We start from the raw sequence: 20,625 nt of genomic DNA on the forward strand, positions 1-20,625 counted from the left end.
CTTATATTAGGCGACCGAAAAATAAAAGGATATCAGACAAAAGATGTCAGATAACAGAACTCAAAATCTAACTTCTGACATCTTCAATCTAACATCAATAAAATAACTCATGAAAGTTTTAGCAAACGACGGAATTTCAAAAGCAGGAGAAAAGACTCTAAAAGAAGCCGGAATTGAAATTCTGGACAATAGAGTGGCTCAGGATCACGTTATTAATTTTATCAACGATAATAATGTGGACGTTCTTCTGGTAAGAAGTGCAACGAAAGTAAGACAGGATCTGATTGATGCATGCCCGGGCCTTAAGATTATCGGAAGAGGCGGTATCGGAATGGACAATATTGATGTAGAATATGCCAAAAGTAAAGGCATCAAAGTCATCAATACGCCTACAGCATCTTCAAAATCAGTGGCTGAACTGGTTTTTGGACACTTCATTTCATTGGCAAGATTCCTTCACGAATCGAACAGATTGATGCCTCTGGAAGGAGAAACTCATTTCAATGCTATGAAAAAGTCATTCAGCAATGCGTATGAACTTTCAGGAAAAACATTAGGAGTAATCGGCTTTGGAAGTATTGGTCAGGAAGTCATAAAGATAGGAATTGCTTTAGGAATGAAAGTAACCGTTCTGACAAGAAGCCCGAAAACAGAAGTTCTTACGCTGAACTTCTTCAACGGACAGTCTGTGAACTTTGAAATCACTTCCACCAATGATATGGATGCATTCCTTAAAGATGCAGATTTCATCAGTATCAATACGCCGAAAACGAATGAGTATATTATAGACACCCCTCAATTTGAAAAAATGAAAGATGGAGTCTATATTGTAAATACTGCAAGAGGAGGTGTCATCAATGAAGTGACCCTTATCGATTTTATCGAGTCAGGAAAAGTAGCCGGAGCTGCATTGGATGTTTTTGAAAACGAACCAAGCCCGGAACTGCCTTTACTAATGAACCCTGCATTATCACTTTCCCCTCACGTAGGTGGCAATACGGTGGATGCGCAAGAAAAAATCGGTATCGAACTTGCAGAACAAATTATTAAGCTACAAAAAGAAACTATAAGATAAATATGCCTGTTTTTAAACCTTTCCGTGGAATAAGACCTCATAGAGACTTTGAGAGTACTTTCCCTACCCATCCACTGGATAATTTCACCCAGGAAGAGATCGCAGAGAAGGCTCAAGTTGAAAATACTTACATCAATATGATTAAACCTTATGTTGTAAGTAAATCTAAAGATATTGACCGGAACCTTCGAAAGATCCGTTCCACATTTGAAGAGCTTCTGGAAGAAAAGAAATTGGTCCAGGACAATTCAGCCTACTATCTTTATGAGCAGATCTACCCCAACAAACAGATGTTCAGAGGACTTCTGGGATTGGCAAGTATTGAAGATTTCTGGAATGGAAAAATCAAAAGACATGAAAGTACCATCCCGCAGAAAAAGGAAAAACTGGCTCATTACCTTGAAAAAGTAAACCTGCAGGCAGAACCTGTGCTTCTTACCTACCCTGCCAATTCAAAAATTGAATTGCTGATGAATCATGAGGAAAAAAATGTTCCTATCTTCAATCATGTAGATTCTATGGGTATCAGACATAAAATCTGGAGAATAGATAACCGTCTGAAGCTACAGCAGTTTAAAGAAGTGATTGATCAGATTGATTCGTTTTATATTGCTGACGGACACCACAGAATTGGTTCCACAGCAATCAATGCAAAATATCATAAGGAGAAAAATAAGAAACATAATGGTACAGAGCATTACAACTTTGTATACAGTTTCATTGTTTCCAACCAGTCGATAAAGATTCATGATTACAACAGAATCTTACATGACCTGAATGGTATTTCTCCGGCAGATTTCCTGAAAGAACTTGAGAAATATTTCCTGATTCACGAAAAAGGAGAAGCATCATACTACCCTTCTCAAAAATTCCATATTTCAATGTATATGGATGGGAAGTTCTATTCTCTTCACGTGAAGCATGATCTTCGTTCCAAAGAAATGTCTCTGGATAATCTGGATCACCATCTTTTAGATAAGTATATTTTCAAAAACATTCTGAAAATTGAAGATCCTGACAGCTCTGAACTTATTTCTTATGTGAAAGGAACTTCCAATATCAATGGAATTAATCTTTTAAAAGAAAGAGTAGACAACGGTGAAGGTAAAGTTGGTTTTGGAATTTATCCTGTAAGTTTTAATGATATGATTAAAATTTCAGACTTAAAATTAAGCATGCCTCCGAAATGTACATTTATTGAGCCAAAATTAATTACTGCTTTATTAATGTACGACATGAAACCTTAATAAATTCCTATTTTTTCCCTACTTTTATCAACGGAAAAGATAAGTAAATAATAAATGAAAAAAATATTCATTATACTTCCACTCTTTTTGAGTGGATTTTTATTTTCTCAGAAAAAACCACTTAAAAACCCGGCAAAAAAAGGTACCGTTGCCAAGTTCAACTATCATGATGAATTCAGAAAAATTTCAGATGAAATTATGACCAACGGTACTGCTTATGATAATCTTGGAGAGCTCACCAAAAGAATTGGTCCACGTTTCAGTGCAACTCCCGGTTATACCAAAGCCGTAGAATGGGCAGAAAAAAAATTCAAGGAAATCGGGATTAATATGATCTGGAGACAGGAAGCCAAAGCACCAGTCTGGATCAGGGGAAAAGAATCTTTACAGATCAAATCCGGAAATGGAGACTGGAAAAACATCAGAATGCTTTCTTTCGGAAACTCTGAAGGAACAGGCGGAAAAGATCTGGTGGGCGAAATCGTTTTAATCAATTCCACATCAGAGCTGAATGCTATGTCAATCGGCCAGTTAAAAGATAAAATAGTTTTTGTGAATGTTCCTATGGATCCAAAAATTATTAATACAAGTGATTCCTATTTACAGACTGCAAAATCAAAATTAATTTCCGCTTCTGTGATTGCTAAGACAGGTGCAAAAGCATTAATTATAAGATCACTGACCACTGCTAGTGACGATACTCCTCATGCTAAAATGATTTATTACGAACCAGATGATAAAGTTAAAATTCCAGCTTTATCAATTGGAGTAAGATCTGCAGATGAATTGGAGAAAACCTTAAAAAAACAAAAAGTTACGGCTAAAATCAACATGACAGCCGAAGCGAAGGGCGATACTACAAATCCTAATATCATTGCTGAAATTGGGGGCAAAAAAGATTCTAAAGTAATTGTTTTAGGGGCTCAGCTTGACTCCTGGGATATTGGTGAAGGTGCAGTGGATGATGGAACAGGCGTTGTGCAATGCATCGAGGTGTTAAGAACTCTGAAAGCACTTGGATATGAAAACAACCACACCATCCGTGTAGTTTTGTATGCCAACAGTGAAAACGGAGGCCAAGGCCGTGAGATGTATGCTGCGTATGTAAAAAAGAAAGACGAAAAACATGTATTTGCCCTAGGAACCGATGCCGGAGGCTATTCTCCACGAGGGTTTTCACTGGATATGTCTCCCCAGAGAAGAAGACTGGTGTATCCTTGGAAAGAATATTTTCTTCCATATGGTGTTTATGATTTTGATCAAACAGAGGCAATTCAGGATATTTCTCCTTTAAAAAAACTCGATATTCCTTTAGCGGAGCTAGTTGTAGATACTCAAAGATATTTTGATTACCACCACTCCGAGCAGGATACTTTTGATAAAGTAAATAAAAGAGAGCTTCTTCTTGGAGCTGTCACCATAACACAGATGATTTTTATGGTTGATAAAAACTGGTAACAATGAAAAAGATAGCAGAAACAGCATTATTGCTTTTTGGAATGGTTGTTTTTGGTCAGACCAAAGATGATTCCATCCAATTCAAAAGAATTTCCACTGAAATTCTGAATAACGGTCAAGGATACAATGAACTGAGAGAACTAACCAAAACTATAGGCAACCGTTTAAGCGGTTCCGAAGCCTATGAGAAATCCGTACAGTGGGCAGCTCAGAAGCTTCGTGATGCCGGAGCCGATAAAGTATGGCTTCAGGAAGTCATGATTCCGGTTTGGATAAGAGGAAAAGAGTCATTGCACATCAAAACTTCTAATGGAAATTGGAAAAGTATGAAAATGCTTTCCCTTGGAAATTCCGAAGGAACGGGTGGAAAAGATGTTTCAGGAGATATCATCATGGTGAAATCCCTGGAAGAATATGATAAGCTTCCTGCTGAAAAAGTAAAAGATAAAATTGTATTTTTCAACTACCCTTTTAATCAGGGAAATGTACAGACATTCATCTCTTATCGTGATGCAGGGGCTTATAGACGAACTGCCGCTTCATTAACGGCTAAAAAAAGAGGAAAATTTGCCATCATCAGATCTCTTTCTTCCGCTTTCGATGATGTGCCTCACACAGGAAACATGCGCTATGACGAAAATATTTCCAAAGTACCAGCCATAACCATTGGAAATATATCTGCTGATGAACTGGAAGCTTTATTGAAAAGCCAGAAAGTAACAGCAAAACTCAATTCCAATTGCGGAATGAAAGGAGAAAAGCTTTCTCATTCTGTGATCGGAGAAATTACCGGTAAAAAAGACCAAAGTGTTATTGTTGTTGGTGGACACTTGGATTCCTGGGATGTTGGAGAAGGTGCTCATGATGACGGCTCTGGAATTGTTCAAAGTATTGAGGTTTTAAGAACCTTTAAAAAATTAGGTATTCAGAATAATCATACCATTCGCGCCGTTTGTTTTGCCAATGAAGAAAATGGTACAAAAGGCGGAAAACAATATGGCAAAGTTGTCAAAGAAAACAACGAAAAACATCTCTTTGCTATAGAATCGGATGCTGGAGGTTTTTCACCACGGGGAATTTCTCTGGAAATGAACGAACCTCAAAGGAACCAGATCAAAAGCTGGATAAATCTGTTTCTACCTTATGGGGTTTACAACTTTGAAGGCAAATATTCCGGATCGGATATCGCTCCACTTCATGAAATGGGAGTTCCCACTGCCGAACTGGTGCCGGATCCACAACGTTATTTCGATATTCATCACACAGAAGAAGATACTTTTGAAAAAGTCAACCGAAGAGAGCTGTTGCTCGGTTCTGCGGTGATGACACAACTTATTTATATGATTGATAAAAATTGGTAAACAATGAAAAAGATACTAGGAACTTCATTATTGCTTTTTGGAATGGTCGCTTTTGGTCAGTCTAAAGAAGATTCTATCCAGTTCAGAAAAATCTCAACAGAAATTCTGAACAACGGAAAAGGATATACAGAGCTGAGAGAGCTTACAAAAAACATAGGCCACCGTTTAAGCGGTTCTGAAGCCTATGAAAAGTCAGTAAAATGGGCAGAACAAAAGCTTCGTGATGCCGGCGCTGATAAAGTATGGCTTCAGGAAGTCATGATTCCGGTATGGGAAAGAGGAAAAGAATCTCTGAACATCCAAACTTCCAACGGAAAATGGAAAAGTCTTAAAATGCTTTCTCTTGGAAATTCTGAAGGAACCGGAGGAAAAGATGTTTCAGGAGAAATCATCATGGTAAAATCTATGGAAGAATACGATAAACTTCCCGCTGAAAAAGTGAAAGATAAAATTGTATTTTTCAACTACGCGTTCAGTCAATCATTCGTAGAAACCTTTAAAGCCTATGGTGATGCAGCAAAATACAGAACTACCGCCGCTTCTCTAACTGCTAAAAAAGGAGGGAAATTTGCCATCGTAAGATCTCTGTCTTCTGCTTTTGATGATGTGCCTCATACCGGAGCCATGCGTTATGAAGACAAAGTTTCCAAAATACCGGCAGTTGCTATCGGAAGCACGACTGCGGATGAACTGGAAGCTCTACTGAAAAGCCAGAAAGTTATTGCAAAACTCAATTCCAACTGTGGAATGAAAGGAGAAAAACTATCCCATTCTGTGATCGGGGAAATCACCGGTAAAAAAGATCAAAGTGTTATCGTTGTAGGTGGACACCTTGATTCCTGGGATGTAGGCGAAGGCGCCCATGATGACGGAGCCGGAATTGTACAAAGCATTGAAGTATTAAGGACTTTTAAAAAATTAGGAATTCCGAATAATCACACCATCAGAGTTGTTTGCTTCGCCAATGAAGAAAACGGAGTAAAAGGCGGAATTCAATATGGTAAAACCGTAAAAGAGAAAAACGAAAAACATCTTTTTGCCATTGAAACAGATGCCGGAGGTTTCGCCCCAAGAGGTATTGCGCTGGATATGGATGATGCGAAAAGAAATCAGATTAAAAGCTGGTCGAATTTATTCCTTCCTTACGGAGTTTATAATTTTGAAGAGCGGTTTTCAGGAACAGATCTTTATCCGCTTCACGACATGGGAATTCCAGCTGCTGAGCTGATGCCGGATTCTCAACGTTATTTCGATATCCATCACACAGAGGAAGATACTTTTGAAAAGGTGAACCGAAGAGAACTTTTATTGGGAGCAACCGCTTTAACCCAGATTATTTATATGATTGATAAAAACTGGTAATACATATGAAACCGTCTTATAAAGGCGGTTTTCTTATTTTAATAGGAATGACTCTTTAGTTCATCATGAATTTTACAGTATTCCATTAGTGGAATTTGTGAAAAGATATTGGTGGTATTTGTGGTTCTTAAAATTAAACACAAATTACACGAATGATTTCACCAATAACACAACTTCTATAGGAACGAACTTTAGCTATAGCTTATAAGAATCCCACTGATCTCAAAAATTGATACAGATGATTGTATACAATTTCATTAATAAATTTTCAGACTTCTTTAATTAGTGACATTTGTGAAAAAATATTGGTGGTATTTGTGGTTCTTAAAACTAAACACAAATTACACTAATGATTTCACGAATAACACAATTTCTATAGGAACGGACTATATCCTTAGCTTAGATAAAGGAAGCCCGATTATCTTTATAGAAATCTTCCACGGGTTTTACTATAAATGTTTTTAAATTACATAAAACGAAATGTTTCTGTAATATTTTCTTTACTTCAGGTTATTTAAGATTAAAAACAGAAAATTTTTCTTTGTTTAAGGAAATAACAGATAAAAACACGTTTCACACTGATCTCATCAATCCCGTGAAACAATGTGTTAATCGCTAAAACAGAACTTTGGCATGATATTAGCATGTAAAATATTGAGAAAAAATTAAAAAAACACTAAGGATGAGAAAAGAGGTTTTCTGTGGATTTTCAGTTTTTCCACCGATTCAAGTTCATATCTAGTATATGAATCCTTTTTTTTCTACGATGCCGTAAAAGATACGGGTCCGTGATTAACTAACCCCCGTTAGTTCTTCACAGCAGTTTTGCACCCCGTATCTAACTGGTATCACAATAAGCAAGAGTCTTTATTGATTCGAAAAAAACAAAAATATCCCGGACTTTCAGCCCGGTGTTATGATATAAATAAATGGCAAAGTCATCGTGAACCTTAGCCCAGTAAAGGAATTTATTCTTTTTACCGTGATGAGTGCGCCTTTATCCTATTAATTAATGTATAACCCTTAAAATGTTAGTAATGATGAGAGCCTTTTTTGAAATGATTTTTAAGAGAAATGAAGATGCTGCAAAATTGCATATATGGAGCCTATTGCTGGTATTAAGTTTTGCTGCATTTTCTGTGTTGGTATACGCCTTAGAACCAAGCTTTAACAGCTTAATTATATACCTGACGGCATTTACCGCTTATATCGGGTTTGGCCTTGTATTCATCAGTTCCTTAGCCGGAACGAGTATGAAGAAAAGATAACAGAACATATAACTTTCAATTTATTTTTACTGAAAAAACCGTCCTATTTGGGGCGGTTTTTTGTTTACAGTCCTACTCCATTATTATATCATCAGTATTTCCAGCAAAAAAGCCACTCCTTCCGGAGCAGCTCTGGTGATAACAAAGTTATCTTAACATCGTAAAAACTTATTCTTTAAACAGATCCTTCATCATTTCTTCAAGGATCTTTTTGGTTTCTTCTTCAATCATTTTCCCTGACTTTTCAACAAGCTCTTCTCTGAAAGGTTCACAGCAGGCTTTTATTCCGAAACCTTCATCTGTTTTTACAAATTCCGGATGCATGCCATGTTCTTCGCATACTTCAGATTCTATTTCTTTCTTTATCTGGTCATAATTCAGGTTAAACATATTCTTTTATTTTGTTCTTTTAAGGGCATGATAAAGATAGAAGGAATAAAGTCTTGGCGAAATCCGTATTTCTACGGTATTTACAAAATAAAAAAACGTCTTTTTCAAGACGGCATTATTTTAATATCCTGGAATGAAATGAATTTTGGATTCTAATTCATACAACATGAGATCACTTTCAATTTTTGGTAAAAATAATACCTCCAATTCATACACTAAAACGCACTTAAACATTAGATATAGAGCAAAAAACTACAACCCAACCAACGTAATCCCTTCTTAACTAACACACTAATAAATGGTGTACATTTGATGTATGTACGTTTTCTAAAAAAAACAAAAAATATAAGCAAATTTGCCGACTGAAAAAAACACCCATACCGGGTAAATAATAAACTTTAAAACATATATGATGATTTCTAAAAAATTATTAGTTGGTTTACTATTTGTGAACCTTTCACTCTATGCTCAGAAAGGTAATGTAGGTATTAATACATCCAACCCAGGAACAACACTGGATATTAATGGAGCTATCACCACCCGTGAAACAACCTTACCCGTGAGTGGTAATACAGCCACCATCCCAAGCAATGTGAGTCAGGTACAACTTACGGGAGCAGCTACTGCAACAATAACTATTGCAGCACCGGCAGCACCTAATCCAGGTCAGCGTCTGATTGTGTATAATAATACAACAGGCGGATTTGATGCTATATTAAACGGAACTACTGTTCCTAATGATAAAATACAGGAATTCGTTTTCACGAATTCATCATGGAGGGCTACGACAGGCAGCGGAGGCACAACTTCTCCTTTTAATATTTATACAGCAGATGGTAGTCTTACAAGAAATAGAACTGTAACACAGGGCTCAAATACTCTAGCATTCACAGGCAACAAGGTAAATGCTTTTTCTATAGATGGAAATACTGTTTCCGTAGACGCTGCCAATCACCTCCTTGGTGTAGGAACAACCAATCCTGACACCAGATTAACCGTTCAAACACCTGATAATAGTTTTGGAATCAGTCACAGCAACGGAACCACTCATTTAAAAACCTATATCGGAGGAGGAGCGGCCTATGTAGGAACTACTACCGCTAATGACCTTAACCTGACCACTAACAACACATCAAAAGTAACAGTAACTTCAAACGGAAATGTAGGGATAGCGACAAACACACCGGACACCAAACTGACCGTACAAACACCGGATAATAGCTTCGGGATCAACCACAGTAATGGGGCCATTAATCTGAAAACCTACATTGGTGGAGGAGCTGCTTTTATAGGAACAACAACCGCTAATGACCTTAACCTGACCACTAATAATACATCAAAAGTAACAGTAACTTCAAACGGAAATGTAGGGATAGCAACAAACAACCCGGACACCAAACTGACTGTACAAACACCGGATAATAGTTTCGGGATCAACCACAGTAATGGGACCATCAATCTGAAAACCTACATTGGGGGAGGAGCTGCTTTTGTAGGAACAACAACTGCCAATGACCTTAATCTGACAACCAACAACAAGCCTAAAGTAACAATAACTTCAAACGGAAATGTAGGTATTAATCATAGCAACCCTGATCGCATACTGGATGTGAATGGGAATGTAAGAATCCGCAAGATAGATTTTGTCAATACTGCTCTTAATTCAGGAATTGTACTGGCAGACAGTGGTGGTGCTATTTCGCAAATCAGCGCCAGCAACTTTATCAATTCCCTGAAAATACCTAATAATATTTTTAATGCCCAACAAACATCATCTATCCCGACTTATATGCCAGGAAATGGGGCGATGAATACTGTAAAATTCGGATCAGTCAACATTAATACATTAAGCTCAGGTACCTGGAATGCATCAAGCAACACATATACAGTGGCAAAAACGGGGGTGTATCAGATTGTAGCAGGAGTAAAGCTTGAAAATATAGATCCAAATGCTGCAGTCAGTTTATATATTAACGCAGGCCAGGATAGCTGGGCATTTTCCGGCACCAAACTACTAGGAAATAAAAGGTCTTTTGGGGGAACCTTTGTAAAATTACTGAATGCGGGAGAAGTAATAAGCTGTGTAACAAGTTCAGGAGGAACAGCCAGCTATACTCAGGGTGTTTCTTTTTTACACATTATTTATACATCGCTATAGAACTTCTAATCAAACAAATTATAATAAGTTAGTTATACACTTTATTATAAACACATGAATCGTCTTAAAATAGATTGACATAAAACAAGACAATAATTAATCCGGAGAAGTATTGAGTTTCTTCGGATTTTTTATGCACTTTATCTGGTCGTAATTCAGGTTAAATATATTCTTTTATTAAGTTATAAGACAGAAGTGATAAAGCCTTACTGAAATATGTATTTCTATGTTTTTTTAATATAAAATTTAATGCTTACCACTTTAAAACTTATCCAGAATTTTCTTCGGTAAGATTTTCACCAGTTCTTTTTTATATTCCTTTTCAAGCATCACAAATTTCCATGCCTTTTTATCTTTTGAAACTGCACAGGCTTTCATACTGGCATTGATGAGATATGAACCTTCGTTGGCCAGGTACTTCACATTATTTGCACCATACTTGGCGGTTAAAGCACTGGTCATTTTCTTTTTCATCTCATCGTTTAATGAACTGACATTACATTTCAGCTTCAAAAAATAATGGGTAATAGAAAAATATTCACCGGTAATGAGTTCAGGTTTCTCAATATTGCCAAAATTTAAATCCTGTACTTCAATTTTCATGAATGGACTATTGTAAGTCATATTCAAAATCTGCGTCATCTGCTCTTTTGAAACTATGGTGAAGAATTTTGGATATATACCGTTTACCGCCTGATCTATTTGTTTAGATTGAATACTATTGACAAAATAAGTAAGTGATTTTTTTATTGCTGCATCGTCAGAATTTACCTTTGTCTGTGAAAAAGTCATCAACGACAACAGAACGAACAGAAACAGAAGTGATTTGGTTTTCATGGTTGAATGGTTATTATAATTTTAAGATTACTTTTACTGGAAAAACGGTTAATCCTTCCAGATCGTAAAATGGGTCGTAGCCTATACACCAATCGTTACAGAATATATTTGAACCCAATAAAAAAAGCCATCCTTCCGGACGGCTTTTGATATTATTTTGAAGATTCAATTATTTTACTTTTACAAGCTCAACATCGAAAACTAACCAGGAATTTGGAGGAATCACTCCTCCTGCTCCTCTTTCTCCGTAAGCCATTGCTGGCGGGATCAATAATGTAGCAGTTTCACCTTCTTTCAATAACAGGATACCTTCATCCCATCCTTTGATTACTCTTCCCATTCCGATTGGAATTTCGATTGGTTCGTTTCTCTTGAATGAAGAATCGAATTCAGTTCCGTCTACCAATTTACCTGCATAGTGTACAGATACATTGTCACCCGCTTTTGGAGCTTTACCATCAGCTGTTTTTGTGATTTTATAGTAAAGACCTGATTCAGTTTTTTGCATACCAGCTTTTAGGTTTTCAACCAATTTTTCCTGATTAGCTTTGAACTCTTCTTCTCTTTTCTTTTTTTCAGCTTCTTCTTTAGCGATGAAAGCTTTGTTGTTTTCTGCAATTTTAGCTTTTCCTTCGTTAAAAGTTTTAGCTGCATCATAATGCTTGTACTCATCACCTTTGCTGAAAACAGAAACCTTTTCTAAAACGATATCCGTTTTAGGTTTATCCTGAGCTCCTTTTTCAACATTAGCAATAGCATCAATTACATCGTTTCCTTTTACCACTTTTCCGAAGATCGTATGTCTTCCATCTAACCAAGGTGTAGCTACTTCAGTAATGAAGAACTGAGAACCGTTGGTGTTAGGTCCTGAGTTTGCCATAGAAAGAACTCCTTTTCCTGTATGTTTAAGGTCGTTTCTTTCATCCTCGAATTTATATCCAGGATCTCCCATTCCAGTTCCCTGAGGATCTCCTCCCTGGATCATGAAATCTTTGATTACTCTGTGGAAAATAGTTCCGTCATAGTAAGGAACTCCTTTAGCCTTAGCTTTGTTGTCGATTTTCCCTTCTGCAAGACCGATAAAGTTGGCTACAGTTACTGGTGCTTTCTTGTCTTCAAATTTTACAATTAAGTTACCTTTTGTAGTTTGAAGATTGGCATAAAGTCCGTCATTAAGACCTTCGTAAGTTTCTTTGTCTACGTTCATTTTTTTATAAATTGGGGTACAACTCATCAGCGAAATACTTGCCGCTGCCAGAATTATATTCTTGTTAAACAATTTCATGTATTATAGAGCTTTTAATTTTATGATTAATGGAATGTCGTTATCTATTTTCTTTTCGTCTCCATAGGTTCCGTAAGCCAAAGAAGACGGTACCAAAAGCGTTACTTCCTCACCATCACGTATAAAACGTAAAGCATTCTCCACCGCTCTCAGTTCATCAAAATGCCCGAATCTGGCATCTCTTCTTTCAAAAGGCTGATCGTAGATTTTCGTCTGATCAAAATCATACAGATCATAAGAATAGGAAATTGTAGTTTCATCTTTCCTTCTTTCCCTTTGATCATAGCCTTCTACCGTTACCCAATAATTAAGCTGCGTTGGATAATACTTCACAGACTGACCGCTGATCCAATCCTGAATCTGCCCTCGTTCTATGACATTCAAATTTTTCATCCTGTTCTTAGAAACATCCAGATCTTTTTGGCTTAAAACCCCGCCTACAGGGGGATGTGCCGTCTGTGCATTTCTGTTGCAGCTCAACAGGCTTATGGCTGATATGAAGAGTATTTTTCTCATAAACTTTTGCGAAAATACACATTTCGGGAATCAATTACAAAACTTGACACAGAAATATGTGTATGGAGGAATGTATTCATCTTCTATAAAACTATTCTTCTATTTTATATCAATGCATAAATACAAAAAAGCCGGGGAAAACCCGGCTTTCATATAGCTATTTAATTACTATTAAACTGTTTCAAGAGCGTGATCTACCATAACTCTCCATCCGAACGGATCTTCAGAAAGGTTATTTTGAAGGTCTACCAAATCTTTCTTAAGAAGAGCCGCATAGCTTTCTTCATCAGATAATCTTGGAAGCTCAAGTTTTTCACCCTGGTAACCTAAAGCCTGGAACTGTGTAGTTACTACTGCCGTACCTACTCCCCAAACTTCTTTAAGCTCATTATTCTTTAAAGCTTCAATAACTGTTTTCACAGGAATTGGCTCTACTTTTACTTCAATACCTCTTTTTTTAGCTAACTGGATGAAGCTGTCTCTTGTTACTCCATCAAGGATTTTCTCAGAAGTCGGAGGTGTATAGATCGTATCGTTAATTCTTACAAATACGTTCATTGTACCACTTTCTTCAAAATATTCGTGAGTAGCATCATCAGTCCAGATGATTTGCTCATACCCTTCTTCGATTGCCAACTGAGTTGGATAGAAAGAAGCAGCATAGTTACCTGCAGCTTTTGCGGAACCTACTCCACCGTTTGCAGCTCTTGAATAGTGATCAGAGATTTTCACAGATACCGGCTCAGAATAGTAGCTCTTTGCAGGTGTTGCAACAATAGCAAACATATATTTATTAGATACTCTTGCTTTCAAAGCTTCCTCAGTAGCAAAAATCAATGGTCTGATATAAAGTGACATTCCTTCCCCCTGTGGAATCCACTCTCTGTCAATATCTACTAACGCCTTTAATCCGTCTAAAAACATTTCTTCAGTCACTTCCGGCATAGCAAGACGCTTCGCTGACTTGTTGATACGTTCAAAATTCTTTTCAGGCCTGAAAAGGAAAACCTGCCCGTCTTTATCTTTATAGGCTTTCATACCTTCAAAACAAGCTTGTCCATAGTTTACTCCCATCATGGCAGGTGTAAATGGAATCGGACCGTAAGGAACTAATTTTACATCACCCCATTTTCCATCTTCGTACTCGCAAATGATCATATGATCAATAAAAGTACCACCAAATGAAAAATTGTTAGGGTCAAATGTAGAAATTCTGGAGTTTTCAGTTTTTTGAATTATCATTTTTTAAAATTTTTACGATGTTCTACAAATTTAACATAATTTTCTAAATATAAAAATTTTAGAGTAAATTTGACAAAAAAATAGCTTGAAAAGAGAAATAAAGACCACGAACGACGGCAGTAAAACATTGTTTATCAACGATTTAAACGAAAACTACCATTCTCATCACGGGGCACTACAGGAAGCCGAACACGTGTTTATCAAAAATGGACTAAATTTAATAAATGATTACGAAATTAATATTTTAGAACTCGGTTTTGGAACAGGTTTGAATGTTTTAGTAACAATTAATGAATATTTAAAAACTGACAAAAATCATGTCATCAATTATTTTTCGCTAGAAAAATACCCCATAAATGAATCCGAAGTTAAGGATTTGGCTTACTTTGAACTTTTCGATAACCCAGAGTTTAAAAATATTTATCAGAAAATTCATCTGGCAGATTGGGAAAAGTCAGTAGAAATCATTAGTGGATTCAATTTAAAAAAGATAGAATGTGATTTTTTCGACCTGAAAGACATTGATCTGCCAAAAATCAACCTTGTTTATTTCGACTGTTTTGGAGCCAGAGTACAGCCAGACCTTTGGGAAAAGCCATTATTCGAACTGGTATCTGACAAAATGGCCATTAACGGATTATTAACCACCTACTCTTCTAAAGGAAGTGTAAGAAGAATCCTTCAGGAATTAAATTTCCAGGTGGAGAAAAAACAAGGACCTCCGGGAAAAAGAGAGATGATAAATGCCATTAAGTTGTAGAAGGAAGCTTGAGGATGGAAGCTGGATGTTTACAGCCGACCGCTTAATTAATTTTTATTTTTTAAATAATAATCAATATATATAAGATACGTTAACCCAACTTCATTAAGAATAAATAGTGTTAAAACTTCCAGCTTCGCGCTTCCAATTTCCGGCTTTTTCCAACAAAATTCCTTACATTAGCTATACAAATATTATACATTATATATATGATAGACAAGATCAACATTAGAGTGTATGCCTGTGCGGTAAAAGATAAACAAGTTCTGACTTTATTTGAAGAATATGCCGGCGAACCTTTAATGAAATTTCCGGGTGGTGGATTGGAATACGGTGAGGGAGTACTGGAATGTCTGCATCGTGAGTTTGATGAAGAATTGAATGTAAAAATCGATATTCTGGAACATTTCTATACTCAGGAAAACTTTCTGGTATCCCGTTTCAAAGAAAATGAGCAGCTTCTTACCATATATTATATAGTAGATATCGTTAACGAAGAAGACTTTATTATTCTGGATCCCTGCATCGAAAAAACAGAATGGATTGATATCGATAGACCAGACAATCCCTTTCCTCTGCCAATAGATAAGATTGTATTCGATAAATTAAAAGAAAAATTCCTGTAAGTATTCTTACAGGAATTTATATTATTTCTTTACTTTAAAATCATTTGCTCCGGGATAAGGCTGCAGATAACCAGAATTCCAATTAGACTGCAGTAATGACTCTATAAATTCGTCACTTCTGTTGGCGTGAGGATCATAACGCTCTTTCAGATCAATATCAGCCATTTTTCCTTTTACATTCCACCAGAAAGCACTCCATCCTCCTCTTAATTCTTTGATAATCTCAAATACATTTTTTCCGGTTGCTCTGTTCATCAGCTTTGCAAAAACCTGTCCTTCGGTAGTGGTAAGATCTCTCAGTTGTTTTTCGTACTGATCAGCAAGCATATTCTGTCTTTCTCTTACAAACTTTCTTTTGGCTTTGCTGTCCATATCATTCATATCTTTCTGGATATCTCTGTACTGCTGGAGTGCAGTCACAAACAACGGATATACTCTGTACAGCTTTTTATTCAGAAAATAATAGTAATTCTTATCCAGCTGGTTATTAAATCTAGGTTTATTCACCAAAACCAGCTCATCCAATACTACTACCGGTTCGCCATTGATCTCATACACTTTGATCTTTTGCTGTTCGTCGTAATAATACTTATTACCAAATTCATCCACTTTAAGGGATTCAGGCGGGTACTGATTGAGTGGTTTTGCCACTATACCATCTTTCTGACCAAAAACACTGACTCCAAAAAAGAGAATAAAAAGGCAGATAATCTTACTAAAATTCATTATTTTTACACTTATAAGAAGAAAAATTAAACGCAAAAATCATTCCTTTTTATGAAATTTGAAAAGAAATCTTTGAAATTTTTAGAGAAATATTTAAACACATCATCTCCAACAGGTTACGAACACAAAGGACAAGAAGTCTGGATGGACTATATCAAACCCTATGTGGACAAAATAGAAGTAGACCATTATGGAACCTGCTATGGGATCATTAATCCGGAAGCTGAATTTAAAGTAGTGATTGAAGCACATGCTGATGAAATCTCATGGTACGTCAATTATATTACGGATGATGGATTAATCTACGTCATCAGAAACGGAGGTTCTGATCAAACCATCGCTCCTTCAAAAGTAGTTCATATTCACGGTGAAAACGGAATTGTAAAAGGAGTATTCGGATGGCCGGCTATTCATACAAGAACCAATCAAAATGAGCCTACTCCAAAAATCGAAAACATCTTTATCGACTGTGGTGCTACTTCCAAAAAAGAGGTAGAAGAAATGGGAATCTTTGTAGGATGTATGATTACTTATCCGGATGAATTCTTTGAAATGAATGACAGATATTTTGTCTGCAGAGCCCTGGACAATAGAATCGGTGGTTTCATGATTGCTGAAGTAGCCCGACTTTTAAAAGAAAATAAGAAATCAATCCCATTCGGACTTTATATCACCAATTCAGTACAGGAAGAAGTAGGTTTATATGGAGCAGACATGATTGCTGACACCATCAAACCGAATATTGCCATTGTAACAGATGTTACCCACGACACTACCACTCCGATGATTGAAAAGAAAAAAGAAGGAGATCAGAAATGTGGCGCCGGGCCGGTAGTATTCTTCGCTCCAAGTGTTCATCATACCATCAGAGAACTAATTATTGATACTGCAAAAACCAAGAAAATTCCTTTCCAGAGAGCTGCAGCAAGCAGAGCTACAGGAACCGATACAGATGCCTTTGCCCATTCTAATGGCGGAGTACCAAGTGCTTTAATTTCCTTACCTTTGCGTTATATGCATACTACGGTAGAAATGGTATCCAAAGAAGATGTAGGTAATGTCATCAAACTTATATATGAAACGGTTCTTAAGATTAAACCGGAAATGAAACTGAAGTATCATTAATTACAATGAAAAACGTCTTTTATCATCTATTTAAAAAAACCACTTTCATTTCTATTATAACCATTATAATAGTTACGCTTGGAATTCCTTTAATTGTTTATCAATTATTTACATTCGATTCAAGTGAAAGTTTGGGAATCACAATAGAGATAATTTTCCTTGTGGTCTTATTTGTATTGCTTATAATTGACAGGTTTTTACTCTTAAGCATTAACAATAAAAAGTTATCTGTCATAGAAGCGGTTTTAATAACAGGATATCTAGCCAATTATTATTTCACCCATGACCACTCATTTTCAATAGGATAATAAAAGTAAAAGTATAAAAAGTAAAAATGAAAACGAAGCTTATTGCTCCATCCCTTTTATCAGCAGACTTTGGGAACCTGCAAAGAGACATTGAAATGCTGAACAATTCTCAAGCCGACTGGTTCCACATTGACGTAATGGACGGCAGATTTGTTCCCAATATTTCTTTCGGTTTTCCGGTGATGAAAACTGTTCAGCAGCATGCTAAGAAATTTGTAGATGTTCACCTGATGATCGTAGAGCCTGAGAAATATGTTGATGAATTCATCAATCATGGTGCTGATCTTGTTTCTGTACATTATGAGGCATGTACTCATCTTCACAGAACCATTCATCACATTCAGAGCAAAGGAGCAAAAGCAGGTGTTGTTTTAAATCCTTCTACTCCGGTATTAATGCTTGAAGATATCATTGCAGATGTGGATCTTGTATTATTAATGAGTGTGAATCCAGGATTTGGAGGTCAAAAATTCATTGAAAACACTTACAAAAAGATTGCTGAAACCAAGGATCTGATCTTAAGCAACAACTCTACAGCGCTTATCGAGGTAGACGGAGGAGTAAACCTTGACAACGCTTCTAAATTATTTGAAGCCGGAGCTGATGTTCTTGTTGCAGGAAATGCTGTTTTCTCAGCAGAAAGTCCTGAAAGAACAATTGAACTTTTAAAGATCTAAAAATTATCTTTATAAAACAAAAAAGGCAGCCATTGGCTGCCTTTTCTCTTGTTTGGAAATTTAAGTCGTCTTGGTTATAATCTTTTTTTCAACTTATTTGAAAATGTTTAAAACTATCTTGCTAACAACACAAAGATCTGAATAAAACCCTACGTACACATCCGTAGAAACACCTAATTTAACAGTAAGTATTTTTACTTAATTCCATTATATTTTTCAAACTTCTTTATTCCAGACACAGGCACAAACCACCAAAATGATCGAAATAACTGAAAAGACCGTTCTGATATTATTCAGAAAATTCCATCTGTTTTCAAAATTTTCCCGCATCTTTCTGACAACTTCTGCTGTAGATCCGGATATATCAAACTTATCCAAAGTATCATTCATAGGAACATTTCCGGCAACAGTAACTCCAAAAACACCAATCAGATAAGCCAGTGTGGCCAGCAAAAGAAAAATAAAAACAGGCTGCTGTCCGCGGAGTAAAAAGGTAGATAAAGGAAGAAAAATCACTGTTCCCATAAAGCTCATAAAGAAAACAGGATTCAGAATTTCCCGGTTAATGTTCTGCATAGCCTTCAGGTATTCTGTATCAGAAAGTTTTCCCAGCCCTAGAACAACTGAGCACGAATAAGCATAGAAAAGTCCTCCTATCAGAGCAGTGAGGACAGCAGTAATGATCAATACTAATGTTGTCATTTTCATATATTTTGATTTTGGTTATCAGAGAATAGAATTAATAAGGATTCCATTTTTTAATGATATTCTGAGCGGTAAGAATCATTTCAGCATCCCAGTTTTCAGTTTTAAAATAATGAAAATCCTGATCTTTAATGGTTTCAACATTTACATTATCATACAGAAGCTGGGTAAGCCTTGACTGCTCTTCATATAAAACCAGATCTTCTAAAGGTTTTTCCGAAAGTTCCACTTCCATCTTGCTCCAGCTACTTTTTTCTTTCCCATTAAAATCTGAAGTTTCAATAATGGTTTTAACTTTACTAAAATCATTCAGGAAATCATCTTTTTCTTCTTCTGTTTTCAAAGTATACCCCAACCTTTCAATGATCACATATTCCAGATTTTCACACTGTGTAAGTACAGATGGCAGAACAGAAAGAATATCCTGAGGAATAATATCATCATGAGTATCCCTTCTCACCTGTTTTTTTCCATATACACTATCCTGCCAGCTTCCTCCGGAAAGATGAATTTCTTTTACCTTATCCAAAGGATATAAATCAATGATCTTCTGCATCTCTAATTCGAAATTACAGGATTGACAATAAATATTATGAAGATCAAGAATCAGAAAACCATTGGTATCTTCCGTGAGCTTGTCAAGAAAAATGCCTTGTTCTTTAACATCTTCAATAGAAAATGAAAATGCCAGATTTTCTATCCCTACAGGAATATTTACAGCATCCTGAAGTCTGTATAATCTGTCTTTTCCTATTTGTAAAGTTTTGGAATGTAAAGATACCGGCAATGGTACTCCCTGATGAAAATTCTCGGTATTCATGAAACCAAAATGTTCCGTGATATGATTGTATTTCCGCAGACGGACTTCTTCTTTAAGTTTTTTCAGCCATTTTTCCTGTCTGTCTGTCCAACTCGCATCCAATAAAGAATAATACACTCCATGTCCTATCAAACGGTTATTTTCTGCATAAAAATCCAATAGATCCCGAAGCCAGTCCGGTTCATTGGTATGATAAAGGGTATCAAAAGACCATTCCATTACTTCGATGGAATTATTCTGCAACAATGGCAAAATAGCAGAAACAAAATCCGCTTCCGCCATCATGGATACACCTAACATTGGCTTTCTCATCTTCTACCCCATTCCGCAAGCTGGACAGCCGTGCCCACGAAGCACAAGTGTATCTTTTTTAACAACCGGTTTGGGTGTTCCTGGTTTTTTCTTTTCAACCGTATCTGTAGATGTGGCTTTCTTCACTTTTTTAACAGGCTTTTTTGTTTTAGCTTCCGGTTTAGTCGTCTGCGCAGATACACTTACCGCTAATAAACTCGCCATCAATATTGCTGGAATTTTCATAATTTCTTTTTTCAGATACATTTTACAATAAATGTTCCATTTATAAAAATACAATAATAAGAAACGTTTTAACAACAATTATCAGTAAATATTAGAAACTATGCTATACTATAATGTTTTCTTTATCTATATTTAATGTTAA

At 36.2% G+C, this 20,625-nt stretch carries 20 protein-coding genes; 11 read left to right on the forward strand and 9 right to left on the reverse strand.

Features of this window, described 5'->3' with window-relative positions; genetic code table 11:
- Positions 1-109: 109 nt before the first annotated feature.
- From ACMA47_RS01945 to ACMA47_RS01970, 6 genes are all read left to right on the forward strand, one after another.
- Positions 110-1,075: a D-2-hydroxyacid dehydrogenase gene (locus ACMA47_RS01945; protein ID WP_413928443.1), complete on the forward strand. Its 966-nt coding sequence runs from the start codon at positions 110-112 to the stop codon at positions 1,073-1,075.
- A gap of 2 nt (positions 1,076-1,077) precedes the next feature.
- Positions 1,078-2,322, forward strand: coding sequence for a DUF1015 domain-containing protein (locus ACMA47_RS01950; protein WP_413928444.1), 1,245 nt, complete (start codon positions 1,078-1,080; stop codon positions 2,320-2,322).
- Positions 2,323-2,376: 54 nt separating this feature from the next.
- Positions 2,377-3,780, forward strand: a complete 1,404-nt coding sequence (locus ACMA47_RS01955; RefSeq protein ID WP_413928445.1) for a M28 family peptidase — start codon at positions 2,377-2,379, stop codon at positions 3,778-3,780.
- Between the two features lie 2 nt (positions 3,781-3,782).
- Positions 3,783-5,141, forward strand: a complete 1,359-nt coding sequence (locus ACMA47_RS01960) for a M28 family peptidase (protein WP_413928446.1) — start codon at positions 3,783-3,785, stop codon at positions 5,139-5,141.
- 3 nt (positions 5,142-5,144) lie between these two features.
- Entirely contained in the window at positions 5,145-6,503 is a 1,359-nt protein-coding gene (locus tag ACMA47_RS01965; RefSeq protein WP_413928447.1) for a M28 family peptidase, read from the forward strand.
- 1,037 nt (positions 6,504-7,540) lie between these two features.
- The gene (locus ACMA47_RS01970; protein WP_413928448.1) at positions 7,541-7,771 is read left to right on the forward strand and encodes a hypothetical protein; all 231 of its coding nucleotides are present in this window, start codon (positions 7,541-7,543) and stop codon (positions 7,769-7,771) included.
- A 168-nt stretch (positions 7,772-7,939) separates the two neighbouring features.
- On the opposite strand, the gene ACMA47_RS01975 is transcribed toward ACMA47_RS01970, so the two are convergent.
- Positions 7,940-8,161 carry a hypothetical protein gene (locus ACMA47_RS01975; RefSeq protein WP_413928449.1) on the reverse strand — a complete coding sequence of 74 codons (222 nt, stop codon included), beginning with the start codon at positions 8,159-8,161 and terminating at the stop codon, positions 7,940-7,942.
- A 409-nt stretch (positions 8,162-8,570) separates the two neighbouring features.
- On the opposite strand from ACMA47_RS01975, the gene ACMA47_RS01980 reads away from it, so the two are divergent.
- The gene (locus ACMA47_RS01980) at positions 8,571-10,319 is read left to right on the forward strand and encodes a hypothetical protein (protein ID WP_413928450.1); all 1,749 of its coding nucleotides are present in this window, start codon (positions 8,571-8,573) and stop codon (positions 10,317-10,319) included.
- 261 nt (positions 10,320-10,580) lie between these two features.
- Here ACMA47_RS01980 and ACMA47_RS01985 read toward each other — a convergent pair whose 3' ends face one another.
- The 4 genes from ACMA47_RS01985 to ACMA47_RS02000 all read right to left on the reverse strand — a co-directional run bounded on the left by ACMA47_RS01985 (position 10,581) and on the right by ACMA47_RS02000 (position 14,199).
- A complete protein-coding gene (locus ACMA47_RS01985; protein ID WP_413928451.1) occupies positions 10,581-11,156 on the reverse strand; it encodes a hypothetical protein in 576 nt (191 codons plus the stop codon).
- Between the two features lie 169 nt (positions 11,157-11,325).
- Positions 11,326-12,363 carry a peptidylprolyl isomerase gene (locus ACMA47_RS01990; RefSeq protein WP_253316723.1) on the reverse strand — a complete coding sequence of 346 codons (1,038 nt, stop codon included), beginning with the start codon at positions 12,361-12,363 and terminating at the stop codon, positions 11,326-11,328.
- Positions 12,364-12,444: 81 nt separating this feature from the next.
- Positions 12,445-12,957: an FKBP-type peptidyl-prolyl cis-trans isomerase gene (locus ACMA47_RS01995; RefSeq protein WP_034698528.1), complete on the reverse strand. Its 513-nt coding sequence runs from the start codon at positions 12,955-12,957 to the stop codon at positions 12,445-12,447.
- Between the two features lie 171 nt (positions 12,958-13,128).
- Positions 13,129-14,199 (reverse strand): branched-chain amino acid aminotransferase, encoded by a 1,071-nt coding sequence (locus ACMA47_RS02000; protein ID WP_034698529.1) that lies wholly within the window; start codon positions 14,197-14,199, stop codon positions 13,129-13,131.
- Positions 14,200-14,284: 85 nt separating this feature from the next.
- Here ACMA47_RS02000 and mnmD point away from each other — a divergent pair, with 85 nt between their 5' ends.
- Both mnmD and ACMA47_RS02010 read left to right on the forward strand, forming a co-directional pair.
- A complete protein-coding gene (gene mnmD / locus ACMA47_RS02005) occupies positions 14,285-14,959 on the forward strand; it encodes a tRNA (5-methylaminomethyl-2-thiouridine)(34)-methyltransferase MnmD (RefSeq protein ID WP_413928452.1) in 675 nt (224 codons plus the stop codon).
- Between the two features lie 209 nt (positions 14,960-15,168).
- Positions 15,169-15,585, forward strand: coding sequence for an NUDIX hydrolase (locus ACMA47_RS02010; RefSeq protein ID WP_253316672.1), 417 nt, complete (start codon positions 15,169-15,171; stop codon positions 15,583-15,585).
- Between the two features lie 21 nt (positions 15,586-15,606).
- Here the strand turns inward: ACMA47_RS02010 and ACMA47_RS02015 are convergent, their stop codons facing one another.
- A complete protein-coding gene (locus tag ACMA47_RS02015) occupies positions 15,607-16,311 on the reverse strand; it encodes a DUF4294 domain-containing protein (RefSeq protein ID WP_413928453.1) in 705 nt (234 codons plus the stop codon).
- A gap of 51 nt (positions 16,312-16,362) precedes the next feature.
- Here ACMA47_RS02015 and ACMA47_RS02020 point away from each other — a divergent pair, with 51 nt between their 5' ends.
- Together ACMA47_RS02020 and rpe are read left to right on the forward strand one after the other, a co-directional pair.
- The gene (locus ACMA47_RS02020) at positions 16,363-17,436 is read left to right on the forward strand and encodes a M42 family peptidase (RefSeq protein ID WP_413928454.1); all 1,074 of its coding nucleotides are present in this window, start codon (positions 16,363-16,365) and stop codon (positions 17,434-17,436) included.
- 334 nt (positions 17,437-17,770) lie between these two features.
- On the forward strand, positions 17,771-18,421 hold the full coding sequence (gene rpe, locus ACMA47_RS02025; protein WP_034698534.1) for a ribulose-phosphate 3-epimerase: 651 nt from the start codon (positions 17,771-17,773) through the stop codon (positions 18,419-18,421).
- Positions 18,422-18,637: 216 nt separating this feature from the next.
- Here rpe and ACMA47_RS02030 read toward each other — a convergent pair whose 3' ends face one another.
- From ACMA47_RS02030 to ACMA47_RS02040, 3 genes are read right to left on the reverse strand one after another with little or no spacing between them, the layout of a single operon-like run.
- Positions 18,638-19,123, reverse strand: coding sequence for a DUF1772 domain-containing protein (locus ACMA47_RS02030; protein ID WP_413928455.1), 486 nt, complete (start codon positions 19,121-19,123; stop codon positions 18,638-18,640).
- 37 nt (positions 19,124-19,160) lie between these two features.
- A complete protein-coding gene (locus tag ACMA47_RS02035; RefSeq protein ID WP_413928456.1) occupies positions 19,161-20,258 on the reverse strand; it encodes a DUF692 family multinuclear iron-containing protein in 1,098 nt (365 codons plus the stop codon).
- Positions 20,259-20,261: 3 nt separating this feature from the next.
- A complete protein-coding gene (locus ACMA47_RS02040; protein ID WP_413928458.1) occupies positions 20,262-20,483 on the reverse strand; it encodes a hypothetical protein in 222 nt (73 codons plus the stop codon).
- Positions 20,484-20,625 lie beyond the last annotated feature (142 nt).

This window comes from Chryseobacterium sp. T20, from assembly GCF_047345655.1.
In the GTDB taxonomy this organism is placed as follows: Bacteria; Bacteroidota; Bacteroidia; order Flavobacteriales; family Weeksellaceae; genus Chryseobacterium.